Genomic DNA, 15,515 nt, shown 5'->3' with positions numbered 1-15,515 from the left:
TCAGGCCGAAGCCTTGTCGATGTACTTCACGGCATCGCCGACGGTCAGGATGGTCTCGGCCGCATCGTCCGGAATCTCGACGCCGAACTCTTCTTCGAAGGCCATGACGAGTTCGACCGTGTCGAGGCTGTCCGCGCCCAGATCATCGATGAAGCTCGCCTGCTCCGTCACCTTGTCGGCATCGACGCCAAGATGTTCGATGACGATCTTCTTGACGCGCTCTGCGGTGTCACTCATTTGGGGCATCCTCGTCTTTTGTTTGTCTGTCTTCGTTAGCGGGCAGAATGCCGCTAATCAAGCTGAAAGATGGTCCTGCCGGAAACGCAACGATGCCGGACCGGTTTTTGCCCGAACCGCCGGGTTGCGGGCCGCATTACACGAAAAATGGCTGAGGTCCAAGGCGAAATGGTCTCTTTTCACAAGCCGGCCATGTCTTCTTATCACCCGGCAATATCCTGTCAGATCATGGCCATGCCACCGTTGACATGGATGGTCTGGCCGGTGACGTAGGCTGCCTCGTTGGAGGCGAGATAGGCGACGGCCGACGCCACTTCAACACTCGTGCCCATGCGGCGCGTCGGGATCGCGGCCATTATCGCGTCTTTCTGCTTGTCGTTGAGCTTGTCGGTCATGGCCGATTCGATAAAGCCCGGGGCGACGCAGTTGACGGTGATGTTGCGGGTGGCGATCTCCTGCGCCAGCGACTTGGAAAAGCCGATCATGCCGGCCTTGGAGGCGCAATAATTGGTCTGACCAGGATTGCCGGTGACGCCGACCACCGAGGTGATGTTGATGATGCGGCCATGGCGGCGGCGCATCATCGGATGGGTCAGCTCGCGGGTCAGCCGGAACACGGCGGTGAGGTTCACCTCCAGCACGCTGTCCCAATCCGCGTCCGCCATGCGCACGAACAGGCCGTCCTTGGTGATGCCGGCATTGTTGACCAGTATGTCGACGCCTTCGAGTTCGGCTTCTGCCTTCTGGCCAAGCGCCTTGACCTCGTCACGGTCGGCAAGATTGGCCGGGAACAGCTTTACCCGGTCGCCGAGTTCGCCGGCCAGGGTCTCCAGTTTCTCGACGCGGGTGCCGTGCAAGCCGACAATGGCGCCTTGCGCATGCAGCACCCGGGCAATCGCCTCGCCAATGCCGCCCGATGCGCCGGTGACGAGCGCCTTGCGGCCGGTCAGTTCGAACATTTTCGTCTCCTGATCTTAAGAGAACACCCTTCCCACGGGAGGGGTTGAATCGCCAGTGGATTATGCAAGCGCGGCCAGCGCCGCCTCGACATCGGCCGGCGTGCCGACGGCCGATGTGGCGATGTCGCGGCTGATCCGCCGCGCCAGGCCGGAAAGCACCTTGCCGGCGCCGATCTCAAACAGCGTGGCGACGCCATTGGCGCCGAACCACTCCACCGTTTCGCGCCAGCGCACGCGGCCGGTGATCTGCTCGACCAGGCGGCGCGCGATCTCGTCGGGGTCGCTGGTCGGGACTACAGTGACGTTGGAGACGACGGGCACCACCGGTGCATTCTTGGTCACCCCGGCCAGCGCCTCGCGCATGACATCGGCCGCCGGCGCCATCAGCGCCGAATGGAAGGGGGCCGAGACCTGCAGCATCAGCGCCCGCTTCGCGCCGTTTTCGGTGCACAGTTTCGCGGCGAGTTCCACCGCTGCCTTGGCGCCGGAGATCACCAGCTGGCCGCCGCCATTGTCGTTGGCGATCTGGCAGACCTTGCCGGATCCCGTTGCGGCCTCGGTGCAAGCGGCTTCGACGTCGGGCTGTTCCAGTCCGATGATCGCCGCCATGGCGCCCTCGCCGGCCGGCACCGCCGCCTGCATGGCGTTGCCGCGGATGCGCAGCAGCCGGGCAGCATCGGCGACCGAAACGAAACCGGCCGCGGCAAGGGCGGAATATTCGCCGAGCGAATGACCGGCAACGTAGGCAACCTTGTCCTTCAGCGAAAAGCCGCGCGCTTCCAGCGAGCGGATTCCCGCCAGCGAGACCGCCATCAGCGCCGGCTGGGCATTGGCAGTCAGGGTCAGCGCCTCTTCCGGGCCTTCCCAGATCAGTTTCGACAGCTTTTCGCCCAACGCATCATCGACTTCCTCGAACACCCTGCGTGCCTCGGGGAAGGCGTCGGCGAGGTCCTTGCCCATGCCGACAGCCTGGCTGCCCTGTCCCGGAAAGGTGAATGCGACGGCCATTTGGGCGCTCTCCAGCGGCTGATTTTTCCTGCCTGTGACGCAAGGCGGACCGTCAAGTCAAGCCCGGAGGCGGCATTTCCGCTCTCGCTTGAACCGGAGCTGACCTCGAGTCCCTGTTCCCAAAGGCTTTTTGCCGATCACACCTGATGAAAACCGCTCACGAATCGTTTGCTGGCTCTTCTTATTTTCGCCACAGGCGCTAGCTTTTGCATGACAGTTCTATGACAGAACGGTGGCGCGAGTGGAAATGCGCGTTGCTTGGGCCGGGGGAAGAGACGTGGCTAGGATCAGGAAGGGCGCGGCCGTACCCGCGCCACAGTTCTTGGAAGACGATCCGTCCACCGGCTACCTGCCGGGGCGCAGATGGCCGGTCATCCGTTACGGTCTGGTCACGCTGCTTGCCTCCGCCATCCTGGTGTTCGCCATCGAATGGATCGTGCGCGGCGACTTCTTCGGCACAGTCGACTTCTTCCTGCAGCCATTCAAGCCGGGCTGGACCACCATCATTGTCTTTGCATTGGTGCTGATGGGACTGGACGCCGTGCTTGGCCGCAGTCACCAGAGCCTGATGATCGTGGCGCCGCTGACGCTGGCGCTAGCCTTTGTCGGGCACCAGAAGTCGCATTATCTCGGCGATCCACTCTACCCAACCGATTTTCTTTATTCGCGCCAGATCATGGCACTGATGCCGCTCCTGGTGCGCGAACGGCCCTGGACGGCGCTCGCCATGGCGGTCGGCATCGTCGCCGGCCTGTCGCTGCTGATCTATGGCTGGCGGTTGTGGCGCCGCAAGGTTCCGATCCTCAGCCGCAAAGGGCGGCTGGCGCGGCTGACGCTGGCAGTGCCGCTGCTCGCCTTCTTCGTCTCGATTATGGACTACGCCACCTTCTCGTGGACCCGCGACCGGCTGCAGATCATCCCGATCATGTGGGACCAGAAGGAGAACTACGCCTCCAACGGGTTTGCGCTGGCCTTCGCGCTCAACGTGCCGATGGCGCATGTCTCGGCGCCGGCGGGCTATTCCGACAAGGCGATCGACGCGATCGACAGGCCTGATGTGGCGGCCTCGGTACCGGATGAGAAACCCGACATCATCGTGGTGATGAGCGAATCTTTCTGGGATCCGACCAAGCTGCCCGGCGTCACAATCACGCCTGACCCGATCCCCAATGTGCGGGCGCTGCGTTCCGGCTATATGTTCTCGCCGGAATTCGGCGGCATGACCGCCAACATCGAATTCGAGGCGCTGACCGGCTTTTCCAATGCCTTCCTGCCGGCGGGCTCGATCCCCTACCAGCAATATGTGCGCACGCCGACGCCGTCGCTGGCGACCTTCCTGAAAAGCGAGGGCTACCGGGCGCGCGCCATCCATCCGGGCACCAACTGGTTCTGGAACAGGGGCGCCGTCTATGCCGATTTCGGTTTCAACGAATTCCGCTCGGAAGAGACGCTGCCGCCACTGGAAAAGCGCGGGCCGCTGGCTTCCGATGCGTCGATGACCGACGAGATCATCGCAGAGGCCGACGCCAGCGAGCGGCCGGTGTTCTTCTTCGCCGTCAGCCTGCAGAACCACGGTCCCTACGAGCCGTACCGCTATTACAATCCGACCCACAAGGTCGCGGCACCGATCAGCACATGGGCGCGGGAATCGCTGCTCAGCTACGCCGAAGGCTCCGCCGATGCCGACCGTGGCCTCGAACGATTGATCGAATGGGCGAAGAAGCGCGAGCGGCCGACGGTCATCGCCTTCTTCGGCGACCATCTGCCGCCGCTCGGCCCCGTCTATGTCGAAACCGGTTACCTGAAGGACAATGTCGCGCCGCGCAAGGAACCGACGCCGGAGGCGGCACTGGAGCATCATCAGACGCCGCTGGTCATCTGGTCTAACCGCACCGGTCCGGCGCAGGATATGGGCGCGGTGAGCCCGGCCTTCCTGCCCTACCACATCCTGACAACGGCCGGGATCACGCACCCCTACTACACCGGCTTCCTGGGCGCGCTGCGCGAACGCTATCGCGTCGTCGACCGCAATCTGCTTTTGACACCGTCAGGTGAGGCCACGCCGGACTGGGCGCGGCAGAAGGACATCGATCCGGCGATCAACGACTTCCGCCTGCTGCAATACGACATGATGTTCGGCAAGCGTAAGGCGGCTCCGGACTTCTTCCCCGAAACGATCAACGGTGGTACCCCGCATACGAGTTGATGCCTGGTCTGCGACGCCAGGACGCTGTCCGGAGCATGCGTTACCCTTGCCTTCCAGCCAATTTGCTATATAGACGCCCGCAATCTGCCGGTCCTTGCTGGGGGCTGAACGGAGGGCCGGAGGTTTTACCCAAAACCTTCGTGTGAAGCCAGAAGCGCTTCCGCCTCCCGTGTCTCCGCTCTCGACCGTCTCGAAATGCTCCTTTCTTCCCCGCCCCCTCGGGACCAGCGGGTCAGAGAAGTTGCAGAGGCTTTGCCGCGAGGATCCGGGAGAGAAACGAAGAAAGGCACTGAACCACTATGGCTCTATACGAACATGTGTTCCTTGCCCGGCAGGACCTCTCGCAGCAGCAGGTCGATGCGCTTGTCGAACAGTACAAGGGCGTCATCTCCGCAAATGGCGGGTCCGTCGGCCGGGTCGAGAACTGGGGACTGAAGTCCCTCACCTACCGGGTCAACAAGAACCGGAAGGCTTACTACACGCTTATGGACCTCAACTGCCCGCCGGCAGCGCTCAACGAGATGGAGCGCCAGATGGGCCTGTCCGAGGACGTGCTGCGTTTCCTGACCGTCAAGGTCGAGGCGCATGAGGAAGGCCCGTCGGCCATGATGCAGAAGCGCGAAGAGCGCTCGGAACGCGGCGGCTTCGGCGACCGCGACCGTGGCGATCGTGGTCCGCGCTCGTTCGGCGACCGTGACCGCGGCGACCGTGGCGATCGTCCGCCGCGCTCTTTTGGCGACGCCGGTGGCGATCGTGGTCCGCGCCGTCCGCGCGAAGGCGTTGAAGGAGGTGCAGAATAATGGTCGACATCAATCAGATCCCGACCCGGCGCCCGTTCCATCGCCGCCGCAAGACCTGCCCTTTCTCCGGCGCCAACGCGCCCAAGATCGACTACAAGGACGTGCGTCTTCTGCAGCGCTACATTTCCGAGCGCGGCAAGATCGTGCCGTCGCGCATCACCGCCGTCAGCCAGAAGAAGCAGCGCGAACTCGCCAAGGCGATCAAGCGCGCCCGCTTCCTCGGCCTGCTGCCCTACGTGGTTCGCTAAGACTTTCGAGCGGGCGGTTCGCCGCCTGCTTCCTTCTCCCACGGCGACGGGCGCCGCAGGGGTAATTTGATGATGCACGTCGTTGTCCCAAAACCGGGACCACTCTTGGCGACGTGCATTGAAATCCCGAGTTGAGGTGAAAAGCCTCTAACTGCCGCGACAGGCAGGACAGCGACACCGGCGCCAAGGCGCTCAGAGCTTCCTGACCTGTTCCATTCAATTCGGCGCCGATCCCGCGGTCGGTGCCCAGACGAAGGAACAAGACCATGCAAGTGATTCTTCTCGAACGCGTTTCCCGCCTCGGCCAGATGGGCGATACCGTCAAGGTCAAGGACGGCTTTGCCCGCAACTTCCTCTTGCCGCAGGGCAAGGCGCTGCGCGCCAACGAAGCCAATAAGAAGAAGTTCGAAGGACAGCGCGCGCAGCTCGAAGCCCGCAACCTCGAGCGCAAGTCGGAAGCCAGCCAGGTTGCCGAAAAGCTCGACGGCAAGAGCTTCATCGCCGTACGTTCGGCCGGCGAGACAGGCCAGCTCTACGGTTCGGTGTCGACCCGCGACATCGCCGACCTGCTGACCGCCGAAGGGTTCTCAGTCAACCGCAACCAGATCCAGCTCAACCAGCCGATCAAGACTATCGGCGTCACCAATGTGGCGATTGCGCTGCATCCGGAAGTCGAGGTCACCATCAGCCTCAACATCGCCCGCACGGCCGACGAAGCCGAGCGCCAGGCCAAGGGCGAGACGCTGACCACCGCCGAAGCCATCTATGGCGATGACATCAACGACAACGCACGGCCGGAGAACTTCTTCGACCCGAACACCGAGTTCGAAGGCGGCGAAGAAGACAACGCCTGATCCCGCACGGGGCCTGATCGGGAAGCGAGGGGAGCAGCGCTCCAATCACTTCCTCGTCATCCAGCCTTTCTGGACCAATGCCCGGGCCTCTCGCCCGGGCATTTTTGTGCCAAATGGAACTTTTCGAACCCCTATATATTGTTGCAGAATTGGTCCGCCAGTCTGACCGTGAGGGGACATTTGGTGATGAATATTCTGTTGAAACGCGTTCTCGACCGCCTGGTGCGTACGGGCAATCTGAAAGTCACCGGCCCGAAGGGCTCGACAGTGGTTTTCGGCGACGGCAGCGGCGAGCCGGTGCATATGCACATCAAGACCGCGCATGCCGAGCGCGCCATTACCTTCGATCCGATGCTGGCCGTGCCGGAAGCCTATATGGACGGCGAACTCGACATCATCGAGGGCGGCGTACTGGGTATGATGCGCATCGCCTTCCAGAACATGGGCAGCGGCGGTATCGACGCCACTTGGTCGAAGGCTATCGAGGGCCTTCGCCACGCCTTTCGCCGCCTGCAGCAGATCAACACCGCATCGCGGGCGCGCCGCAACGTGCAGCGCCACTATGATTTGTCGGGTGACCTCTACCGGCTCTTCCTCGACGAGGACATGCAGTATTCCTGCGCCTATTTCGAACAGCCGGACATGACGCTCGACGAGGCGCAGATGGCCAAGAAACGCCATATCGCCGCCAAGCTCAGGCTGAAGGCCGGCCAGACCGTGCTCGATATCGGCTCCGGCTGGGGTGGGCTCGGCCTCTATCTCGCCAAGGCTTTCGATGTCGACGTGCAAGGCGTGACGCTGTCGACCGAGCAGCACGGCGTCGCCACCGACCGGGCGCATGCGCAAGGCTTGCAGGACCGCGTGCATTTCGACCTCAAGGACTACCGCGAACTCAACGAACGCTTCGACCGCATCGTCTCGGTCGGCATGTTCGAGCATGTCGGCGTCAACCACTTCCGCACTTTCTTCGACAAGTCGGCGACGTTGTTGAAGCCCGACGGCGTCATGCTCTTGCACACGATCGGCCGCTCCGGCGTGCCGTGGGCGACCAGCGCCTTCATCCGCAAGTACATTTTTCCGGGCGGCTACATTCCCTCGCTGTCGGAGGTGATGCCGGCGATCGAGAAGTCGGGCCTTGTGGTCACCGACATCGAGATTCTGCGGCTGCACTATGCCGATACGCTGAAGCATTGGGGCCAGCGCTTTGCCGCCAACCGGGACAAGGCCAAGGCCATCTACGACGAGCGCTTCTGCAGGATGTGGGAGTTCTATCTGGCGGCTTCGGAAGCCGCCTTCCGCTGGCAGGATCTGGTGATCTTCCAGATCCAGATCGCCAAGAAGAACGACACGCTGCCGATGACGCGCGACTACATGGCCAAATGTGAAAAGGCGCTCGAAATGCGCGAAATGGGGCATCGTCAGGAGGCGGCGGCCGCCGAGCCTGCTGTCGCCAGGTCTGTGCCTGCCAGGTCCGTTGCTGTCAGGTCCGTTGCGGCCAAGCCAGCGCGCCGTCGCAAGGTGGCGGATCGCGAATAACGCCTCGATTGCGATTGCCGCTTGCCATTGACGGCTCTGACACTGAAAAAGGTCTCGTTCTCGCGAGACCTTTTTAATGACCTGCCTGCCCACCATCGCCACCACCCTTGTCGAGTTCGCCGGCGCCTCGGTGCTCGCGCCACGCGGAGCCTGAGCGTGGAACTCCCCGCCTCGCTGCGACAAGGCGTCGAGCGCCTGCTCGAAACGATACCGCTGGCGGTGCTGCGCCAGGCGGCGAAGACGCTGTCTGACCGCTACCGCGCCGAATTGCGCGACGGCCGCCTGCACATGGCCGAAGAGATGGCGGTAAAAGCCTATCTGGCGACGCGGCTGCCGGCGACCTACGCGGCGGTACGGGCCGGTCTCGACGAACTCGCCTATGCGCGGCCCGATTTCCAGCCAACGAGCTTGCTCGATGTCGGCGCCGGTCCTGGCACGGTGCTTTGGGCCACTACAGACCTGTGGCCCGACCTCGAAGAGGCGGTTCTGGTTGAAGCAAGCGCCGCGGTGCGCAAGGTTGGCCAGTCGCTCGCCCTTGATACCATCGCCACCAGGATGGACTGGCGCGCCGGCGACGTGACCATCGACCTTGCCGATCTCAAGCCTGCCGACCTCGTCACCTGCGCCTATGTGCTGGACGAGATCGCGCCAGCATCGCTGCCGAAGCTTGTCGGCCGGCTCTGGCATTTGACCGGCGACACACTGCTGATCGTCGAGCCCGGCACACCGGCAGGCTGGCAGCGCATCCTGGCAGTGCGCAGGCAATTGCTGGAGGCCGGGGCGCATGTGCTGGCGCCTTGTCCGCATGAGGCGCCCTGCCCACTTGAGCCGCCCGACTGGTGCCATTTTTCGCGCCGCGTCGCCCGCTCGCGCCTGCATCGCCTGGCCAAAGACGCCGACGTGCCGTGGGAGGACGAGAAATTCATCTACGTCGCGGCGTCGCGGCAACCCGCGCCTGTACGTCAGCCGCGCGTGATTGCGCCGCCGAAATCGGGCTCCGGCAAGGTGCTGCTCAAACTGTGCCAGCCGGATGGCGGCGCCGGCGAGACACTTTTCACCAAGCGCGAGGGCGAGCTGTTCAAGGCAGCGCGGCGACTGGACTGGGGCGATACATTGGACGGAAGAAGCGGATAATCACCGAGATTGTTCTTGCTCTGTTCCAACGACTCGGATAAAAGTCAGCGCCTTTCTGAGTCAACCGGAATCGGGGCGCGGAAACACTCTTCTGTGGACGGTTTGCCGCCCCTGTGAACAACGGGCATCGAGGTTGATTGGTCGTGCGGTGATGCAGAAAGGTCAGCACCGATTTATCTCGTTCTGATATCGAGAAGCCGGGATCAAAATCGGGGACATCATGGCAGAGGCAGCGCGAAAATTCGGCGTGGCGGAGCAGCAACCGCTTTATCGTGAAGCGCCGAACAACATCGAGGCCGAGCAGGCGTTGCTCGGCGCCATCCTCGTCAACAACGATGCCTTCTACCGCGTCTCCGACTTCCTCAAGGCCGGCCATTTCTACGAGCCGCTGCACCGGAAAATCTTCGAGGTCGCGGCCGAGCTCATCCGCATGGGCAAGGTGGCGACGCCGATCACGCTGAAAACCTTCCTGCCGGCCGACGAGAAGGTCGGCGACATGACGGTGGCGCAATATGTGGTTCGTCTGGCGGTCGAAGCCGTCACCGTCGTCAACGCCACCGATTATGGCCGCGCCATCTACGATCTGGCCACGCGCCGGGCGCTGATCACCGTCGGCGAGGACATGGTCAACATCGCCTATGACGCGCCGGTCGACATGGCGCCGTCCGAACAGATCGAGGATGCCGAGCGGCGGCTGTTCGAACTGGCCGAAACCGGCCGTTACGATGGCGGCTTCGAGAGCTTCACCGACGCCGTCAAGACCGCCGTCGACATGGCCAACGCCGCCTATATGCGCGACGGCCATTTGTCGGGCCTCGCCACCGGCATGCGCGATCTCGACCGCCGCATGGGTGGCCTGCAGGCGTCGGATCTGATCATCATTGCCGGCCGTCCGGGCATGGGCAAGACATCGCTAGCCACCAACATCGCCTTCAACATCGCCGAGATGTATGAGCCGGCGCAACAGGCCGACGGCTCGTTCAAGGCAGCCAATGGCGGCGTCGTCGGCTTCTTCTCACTGGAAATGTCGTCCGAGCAGCTCGCCACCCGCATCATTTCCGAACAGACGGAAATTTCGTCGTCAAAAATTCGCCGCGGCGAGATTTCAGAGATGGATTTCGAAAAGCTGGTCGCCTGCTCGCAGACCATGCAGAAGATCCCGCTGTTCATCGACCAGACCGGCGGTATCTCGATCGCGCAGCTGTCGGCGCGGGCGCGGCGGCTGAAGCGTCAGCGCGGCCTCGACCTCATCGTCATCGACTATATCCAGCTGATGCAGGGGTCGAGCGCGAAATCGTCGCAGAACCGGGTGCAGGAAATCACCGAGATCACCACCGGCCTCAAGGCGCTGGCCAAGGAACTCTCCGTTCCGATCATCGCGCTGTCGCAGCTGTCGCGTCAGGTCGAAAGCCGCGAAGACAAACGCCCTCAGCTGTCCGATCTTCGCGAATCCGGCTCGATCGAGCAGGACGCCGACGTGGTGATGTTCGTCTACCGCGAGGAATATTATCTGAAGAACCGCGAACCGAAGCCCGGCACCGACGAATACATCAAGTGGGAACACGAGATGAACGAGATGCGCGGCAAGGCCGAAGTCATCGTCGCCAAGCAGCGCCACGGCCCGACAGGTTCGGTGAGCCTCGCCTTCCATGGCGAGTTCACACGGTTTTCCGACCTCGCCGAAGAGCATCATATTGCGGAGAGGTTCGAGTAGTCTGTTGAGAAAGGCCTCATTCCTCCGCACCCCCCTCTGTCCTGCCGGACATCTCCCCCTCAAGGGGGGAGATTGGATGTCATGTCGGCTTTCGCCAATTATCAACGTGGCACGGTGGGCGCCGAGACCAAAGCTGCTGATCTCCCCCCTTGAGGGGGAGATGGCCGGCAGGCCAGAGGGGGGTGGTGCCCCACCAGCCTTTCTAGCAACGCTCGAAGCAGGCCGCGCCTGATGGCTAAATCGCGCGTCCAGTTCATCTGCCAGAATTGCGGGTCGGTGCATCAGCGCTGGGCCGGCAAATGCGATGCCTGCGGCGAGTGGAACACACTCGTCGAGGAAGGCACGTCCGGCGGCATCGGCTCGGGACCGGCCAACACGCGAAATGCGCGCAAGGGCCGCGCCGTGGTGCTGACCAGCCTGTCCGGTGACATCGAGGATGCGCCGCGGATCATCTCCGGCATTGGCGAACTCGACCGCGCCACCGGCGGCGGTTTCGTGCGCGGCTCGGCGCTGCTGGTCGGCGGCGATCCCGGCATCGGCAAGTCGACGCTGCTTACCCAGGCCGCAGCAGCATTGGCGTCAAAAGGCCACCGCATCGTCTATGTCTCGGGCGAGGAGGCGGTCGCACAGATCCGGCTGCGGGCGCAGCGGCTTGGCGTCGCCGACACGCCGGTCGAACTTGCCGCCGAGACCAATGTCGAGGATATCCTGGCAACAATAGCCGACGGCAGAAGGCCGGACCTCGTCATCCTCGATTCCATCCAGACGCTGTGGACCGACATGGCCGACTCGGCGCCCGGCACAGTCACCCAGGTGCGCGCCTCCGCGCAAGCGATGATCCGCTACGCCAAATCCACCGGTGCTGCCATCGTGCTGGTCGGCCATGTCACCAAGGAAGGCCAGATCGCCGGTCCGCGCGTCGTCGAGCACATGGTCGACGCCGTTCTCTATTTCGAAGGCGAAGGCGGCCATCACTACCGCATCCTGCGCACGGTGAAGAACCGTTTTGGGCCGACCGACGAGATCGGCGTCTTCGAGATGTCGGACAAGGGCTTGCGCGAGGTCGCCAATCCGTCGGAGCTGTTCCTCGGCGAACGCCACGCAAAATCGCCGGGTGCCGCGGTATTTGCCGGCATGGAAGGCACACGTCCGGTGCTGGTCGAGATCCAGGCGCTGGTGGCGCCGTCCACATTGGGCACGCCGCGCCGTGCCGTCGTCGGCTGGGACGGCGCACGGCTGTCGATGATCCTTGCCGTACTCGAAGCCCATTGCGGCGTGCGCTTCGGCACCCACGATGTCTACCTCAACGTCGCCGGCGGCTACCGGATTTCCGAGCCGGCGGCCGATCTGGCGGTTGCCGCTGCACTGGTTTCGTCGCTCACCGGTCTTGCCCTTCCCGCCGATTGCGTCTATTTCGGCGAAATCAGCCTGTCGGGCGCAGTGAGGCCGGTTGCGCATGCGCAGCAGCGCCTTAAAGAGGCCGAAAAGCTGGGTTTTGGAAGTGCGGTTCTGCCCTTGGGCAGCGAGGAGGTTGTCGGGGGGATCGGGGCCGGCGCTTTCCAGCCGACCGAACTTGCCGATCTCGTCGCACGCATAGCCGGCTCACGGCGCAGCCGTGTCGACGTGGAAGATTGACGCGGCTCGCCCGAGCCGTGAAAAGACAATCTGAGTGGGGCGAAAGACATGCCGATTACGCTGCTGGACGGAATTCTCGTCGGCTTCACCCTGGTCTCGGCGATGCTCGCCATGGTTCGCGGCCTGTCACGCGAAATCCTGTCCGTCGTGTCCTGGGCGGCTGCCGCCGCGGCGGCATTCTTCTTCTACAAGCCGGTGCTGCCTTACGTTCAGCCCTATGTCGAAAGCGACAAGATCGCCATGGCGGCATCCGCCGGCATCGTCTTCCTCATCGCGCTGATCGTCGTTTCCGTCATCACCATGAAGCTTGCCGACTGGATCATCGATTCCAGGATCGGCGCGCTCGACCGTACGCTGGGCTTCCTCTATGGCGCCGCGCGCGGCGTCCTCGTCGTCGCCGTGGCGCTGCTGTTCTTCAACTGGCTGGCCGGCGCCAAGGCCCCTGCCTGGATCGCCAACGCCAAGTCGAAGCCGCTGCTCGAGACCATCGGCGCCAAGCTGGAAAGCCTGCTGCCCGAAGATCCGGAAAACGCCATCCTGAAGAAGCTCAATCCGAATCAGCCGGCAGCCGAGACGCCTCCGGCGGCCGATGCACCGGCGGCGGATGCTCCGGCAACCGGTGACGATACGCCGGCGCCCGACGACGAGACCGACGCTCCGGCCGATAACGCACCCGCTGCTCCGGCTCCGGCCCCAGCCGCGCCGGCAAACTGATACGGACGGATGGTGCCTGACAGGCGCCATCCCGGCAGTTCCGGCCTGACTATGGTGTGAACGGCGCACGACGTGCGTTGCTTTCGCGGTGCTATCGCACTATATGGCCATTTTAGCGGAGCTTGAGCCCCATGGCAGTTTCGAAGGCAGACGCGGACGACGTCCTTTCCGCCGAAGCAGACGATCATTTCCACGATGAATGCGGGGTGTTCGGCATTTTCGGCCGGCAGGACGCTGCGGCCATCGTCACACTAGGCCTGCATGCGCTGCAGCATCGCGGCCAGGAAGCGGCCGGCATCGTCTCCTATGACGGCACGCAGTTCCATGTCGAACGCCATGTCGGCCTGATCGGCGACACCTTCACCAAGCAGCACGTCATCGACAGCCTGCAAGGCAACCGTGCCATCGGCCACACGCGCTATGCCACGACGGGCGGCGCCGGCATGCGCAACATCCAGCCCTTCTTCGCCGAACTCGCCGATGGCGGCTTTGCCGTCGCCCATAACGGCAATCTCACCAACGCCATGACCGTGCAGCGCGCGCTGCAGAAACAGGGCGCGATCTTCTCGTCGACCTCCGACACCGAGACGCTGCTGCATCTCGTTGCCACCAGCAAGGAACGCGATTTGAATTCGCGCTTCATCGACGCCGTGCGTCAGGTTGAAGGCGCTTTCTCGCTGGTTGCGATGACCTCCAAGAAGATGATCGGCTGCCGCGATCCGCTCGGCATCCGCCCGCTGGTGCTCGGCGACCTCGACGGCGCCTGGATCCTGGCCTCCGAAACCTGCGCGCTCGACATTATCGGCGCCCGCTTCGTGCGCGACCTGAAGCCCGGCGAAATGGTCGTGGTGACCTCGAAGGGCATCGAGAGCCTGTTCCCCTTCGAGCCGCAGAAGACCCGCTTCTGCATCTTCGAATATGTCTATTTCGCCCGCCCGGACTCCTCGGTCGAAGGCCGCAATGTCTACGAAGTGCGCAAGCGTATCGGCGCCGAATTGGCGCAGGAAAGCCCGGTCGATGCCGATATCGTCGTGCCGGTGCCGGATTCCGGCACGCCGGCGGCAATCGGCTTTTCCCAGGCGGCAGGCATCCCCTTCGAACTCGGTATCATCCGCAACCACTATGTCGGCCGAACCTTCATCCAGCCCGGCGATTCGATCCGCCATATGGGCGTCAAGCTCAAGCACAACGCCAACCGCCGGATGATCGAGGGCAAGCGCGTGGTGTTGGTCGACGATTTCGATCGTGCGCGGCACCACCAGCCAGAAGATCGTGCAGATGGTGCGCGACGCCGGCGCCAAGGAAGTGCACATGCGAATCGCCTCGCCGCCGACCAGCGCGTCGTGCTTCTACGGCGTCGACACGCCGGAGAAGTCGAAGCTTTTGGCATCGCGCATGTCGATCGAGGAAATGGCCGAGTTCATCCGTGTCGATTCGCTCGGCTTCCTCACCATTGACGGGCTCTACCGCGCCGTCGGCGAAGCCAGCCGCGACAATGAGCAGCCGCAATTCTGCGACGCCTGTTTCACCGGCCAGTACCCGACCCGCCTGCTCGACTTCGAAGGCCACGACAATGTGCGCACGCTGTCGCTGCTGGCGAACAACGGGGCGTAAAGCCCAACTGCTATCCTTGAAAGCGCTCGCATGACCCTCGACCTCTCCGGCCGCGTCGCGGTCGTTACCGGCGCCTCGCGCGGCATCGGCTACTTCATCGCCAAGGAACTTGCCGCCGCCGGCGCGCATGTCATTGCGGTAGCCCGGACCGTCGGCGGGCTGGAAGAACTCGACGACCAGATCAAGGCCGAGCGCGCGAAAACCGGCAAGGGCGAAGCGACTTTGGTGCCTCTCGACCTCTCAGACATGGCCGGCATCGACCGGCTGGGCGGCGCCATTCACGAGCGCTGGGGCAAGCTCGACATTCTGGTGGCCAATGCCGGTGTGCTCGGCGTCATCTCGCCGATCGGCCATGTCGAGGCCAAAACCTTCGAGAAGGTTATGACCATCAATGTCACCTCGACCTGGCGGCTGATCCGCTCGGTCGACCCGCTGCTCAGGCTGTCCGACGCCGGCCGCGCCATTCTCATGTCGTCCGGGGCCGCGCATTCGGCGCGCGCCTTCTGGGCGCCCTATGCGGCGTCGAAGGCGGCTGTGGAAGCCATGACGCGTTCCTGGGCGCATGAGACGCAGAGCCTGGCGCTCCGCATCAATGCGGTCGACCCCGGCGCCACCCGCACCGCCATGCGTGCGCAGGCCGCGCCCGGCGAGGATCCGGAAACGCTGCCGCACCCGTCAGAGGTGGCAAAACGCATCGTGCCGCTGGCGAGCCCCGAGATGAAAGAGACGGGGCTGATCTTCCAGGTCAAGAACAACCGCTTCGTCGCCTACCGGCAGCCGGAATAAACCGGGTTGTAGCGGGATTAAACAGGCCTCCAGTTACGTTTCTTCGAATGTAGGACATTCGAAACCGGAG

At 63.5% G+C, this 15,515-nt stretch carries 13 protein-coding genes and 1 pseudogene; 11 read left to right on the top strand and 3 right to left on the bottom strand.

Annotation, left to right across the window (positions count from 1 at the left end):
- The 3 genes from AC3EMP_RS14705 to fabD form a co-directional block, all read right to left on the bottom strand.
- A complete protein-coding gene (locus AC3EMP_RS14705; protein WP_006203723.1) occupies window positions 1-237 on the bottom strand; it encodes an acyl carrier protein in 237 nt (78 codons plus the stop codon).
- 221 nt (window positions 238-458) lie between these two features.
- Window positions 459-1,196, bottom strand: a complete 738-nt coding sequence (fabG, locus tag AC3EMP_RS14700) for a 3-oxoacyl-[acyl-carrier-protein] reductase (protein ID WP_023705359.1) — start codon at window positions 1,194-1,196, stop codon at window positions 459-461.
- Between the two features lie 60 nt (window positions 1,197-1,256).
- Window positions 1,257-2,204, bottom strand: a complete 948-nt coding sequence (fabD, locus tag AC3EMP_RS14695) for an ACP S-malonyltransferase (RefSeq protein WP_352597505.1) — start codon at window positions 2,202-2,204, stop codon at window positions 1,257-1,259.
- A gap of 277 nt (window positions 2,205-2,481) precedes the next feature.
- Here fabD and AC3EMP_RS14690 point away from each other — a divergent pair, with 277 nt between their 5' ends.
- The 11 genes and pseudogenes from AC3EMP_RS14690 to AC3EMP_RS14640 all read left to right on the top strand — a co-directional run bounded on the left by AC3EMP_RS14690 (window position 2,482) and on the right by AC3EMP_RS14640 (window position 15,445).
- The gene (locus AC3EMP_RS14690) at window positions 2,482-4,410 is read left to right on the top strand and encodes an LTA synthase family protein (RefSeq protein WP_352597504.1); all 1,929 of its coding nucleotides are present in this window, start codon (window positions 2,482-2,484) and stop codon (window positions 4,408-4,410) included.
- Window positions 4,411-4,709: 299 nt separating this feature from the next.
- On the top strand, window positions 4,710-5,210 hold the full coding sequence (rpsF, locus tag AC3EMP_RS14685; RefSeq protein WP_023672722.1) for a 30S ribosomal protein S6: 501 nt from the start codon (window positions 4,710-4,712) through the stop codon (window positions 5,208-5,210).
- Complete coding sequence (rpsR, locus tag AC3EMP_RS14680) at window positions 5,210-5,458, top strand: 30S ribosomal protein S18 (RefSeq protein WP_006203718.1); 249 nt, start codon at window positions 5,210-5,212, stop codon at window positions 5,456-5,458. The genes rpsF and rpsR overlap by 1 nt, the downstream gene beginning before the upstream one ends.
- A gap of 266 nt (window positions 5,459-5,724) precedes the next feature.
- The gene (gene rplI / locus AC3EMP_RS14675; protein WP_023672721.1) at window positions 5,725-6,312 is read left to right on the top strand and encodes a 50S ribosomal protein L9; all 588 of its coding nucleotides are present in this window, start codon (window positions 5,725-5,727) and stop codon (window positions 6,310-6,312) included.
- Window positions 6,313-6,498: 186 nt separating this feature from the next.
- Entirely contained in the window at window positions 6,499-7,848 is a 1,350-nt protein-coding gene (locus AC3EMP_RS14670) for a cyclopropane fatty acid synthase (RefSeq protein ID WP_352543812.1), read from the top strand.
- Window positions 7,849-8,004: 156 nt separating this feature from the next.
- Window positions 8,005-8,982, top strand: coding sequence for a small ribosomal subunit Rsm22 family protein (locus AC3EMP_RS14665; protein ID WP_352597503.1), 978 nt, complete (start codon window positions 8,005-8,007; stop codon window positions 8,980-8,982).
- A gap of 220 nt (window positions 8,983-9,202) precedes the next feature.
- Window positions 9,203-10,696: a replicative DNA helicase gene (locus AC3EMP_RS14660; RefSeq protein WP_023672717.1), complete on the top strand. Its 1,494-nt coding sequence runs from the start codon at window positions 9,203-9,205 to the stop codon at window positions 10,694-10,696.
- A 231-nt stretch (window positions 10,697-10,927) separates the two neighbouring features.
- Window positions 10,928-12,331 carry a DNA repair protein RadA gene (gene radA / locus AC3EMP_RS14655; RefSeq protein WP_023672716.1) on the top strand — a complete coding sequence of 468 codons (1,404 nt, stop codon included), beginning with the start codon at window positions 10,928-10,930 and terminating at the stop codon, window positions 12,329-12,331.
- 48 nt (window positions 12,332-12,379) lie between these two features.
- The gene (locus AC3EMP_RS14650; protein WP_023711951.1) at window positions 12,380-13,045 is read left to right on the top strand and encodes a CvpA family protein; all 666 of its coding nucleotides are present in this window, start codon (window positions 12,380-12,382) and stop codon (window positions 13,043-13,045) included.
- 103 nt (window positions 13,046-13,148) lie between these two features.
- Window positions 13,149-14,659 (top strand): annotated as a pseudogene (gene purF, locus AC3EMP_RS14645) (amidophosphoribosyltransferase).
- A gap of 30 nt (window positions 14,660-14,689) precedes the next feature.
- Complete coding sequence (locus AC3EMP_RS14640) at window positions 14,690-15,445, top strand: SDR family NAD(P)-dependent oxidoreductase (RefSeq protein WP_023705364.1); 756 nt, start codon at window positions 14,690-14,692, stop codon at window positions 15,443-15,445.
- Window positions 15,446-15,515 lie beyond the last annotated feature (70 nt).

It is taken from the genome of Mesorhizobium sp. P160219, assembly GCF_057786095.1.
Note: the sequence above shows the minus strand (reverse complement) of the source record. Positions and strands in the feature narration are given on the sequence as shown.

What these genes read in the sequence shown, in the direction of transcription:
- AC3EMP_RS14705 (WP_006203723.1), bottom strand. Translation starts at nt 237, where the DNA reads ATGAGTGACACCGCAGAGCGCGTCAAGAAGATCGTCATCGAACATCTT.
- fabG (WP_023705359.1), bottom strand. Translation starts at nt 1,196, where the DNA reads ATGTTCGAACTGACCGGCCGCAAGGCGCTCGTCACCGGCGCATCGGGC.
- fabD (WP_352597505.1), bottom strand. Translation starts at nt 2,204, where the DNA reads ATGGCCGTCGCATTCACCTTTCCGGGACAGGGCAGCCAGGCTGTCGGC.
- rpsF (WP_023672722.1), top strand. Translation starts at nt 4,710, where the DNA reads ATGGCTCTATACGAACATGTGTTCCTTGCCCGGCAGGACCTCTCGCAG.
- rpsR (WP_006203718.1), top strand. Translation starts at nt 5,210, where the DNA reads ATGGTCGACATCAATCAGATCCCGACCCGGCGCCCGTTCCATCGCCGC.
- rplI (WP_023672721.1), top strand. Translation starts at nt 5,725, where the DNA reads ATGCAAGTGATTCTTCTCGAACGCGTTTCCCGCCTCGGCCAGATGGGC.
- AC3EMP_RS14670 (WP_352543812.1), top strand. Translation starts at nt 6,499, where the DNA reads ATGAATATTCTGTTGAAACGCGTTCTCGACCGCCTGGTGCGTACGGGC.
- AC3EMP_RS14660 (WP_023672717.1), top strand. Translation starts at nt 9,203, where the DNA reads ATGGCAGAGGCAGCGCGAAAATTCGGCGTGGCGGAGCAGCAACCGCTT.
- radA (WP_023672716.1), top strand. Translation starts at nt 10,928, where the DNA reads ATGGCTAAATCGCGCGTCCAGTTCATCTGCCAGAATTGCGGGTCGGTG.
- AC3EMP_RS14650 (WP_023711951.1), top strand. Translation starts at nt 12,380, where the DNA reads ATGCCGATTACGCTGCTGGACGGAATTCTCGTCGGCTTCACCCTGGTC.
- AC3EMP_RS14640 (WP_023705364.1), top strand. Translation starts at nt 14,690, where the DNA reads ATGACCCTCGACCTCTCCGGCCGCGTCGCGGTCGTTACCGGCGCCTCG.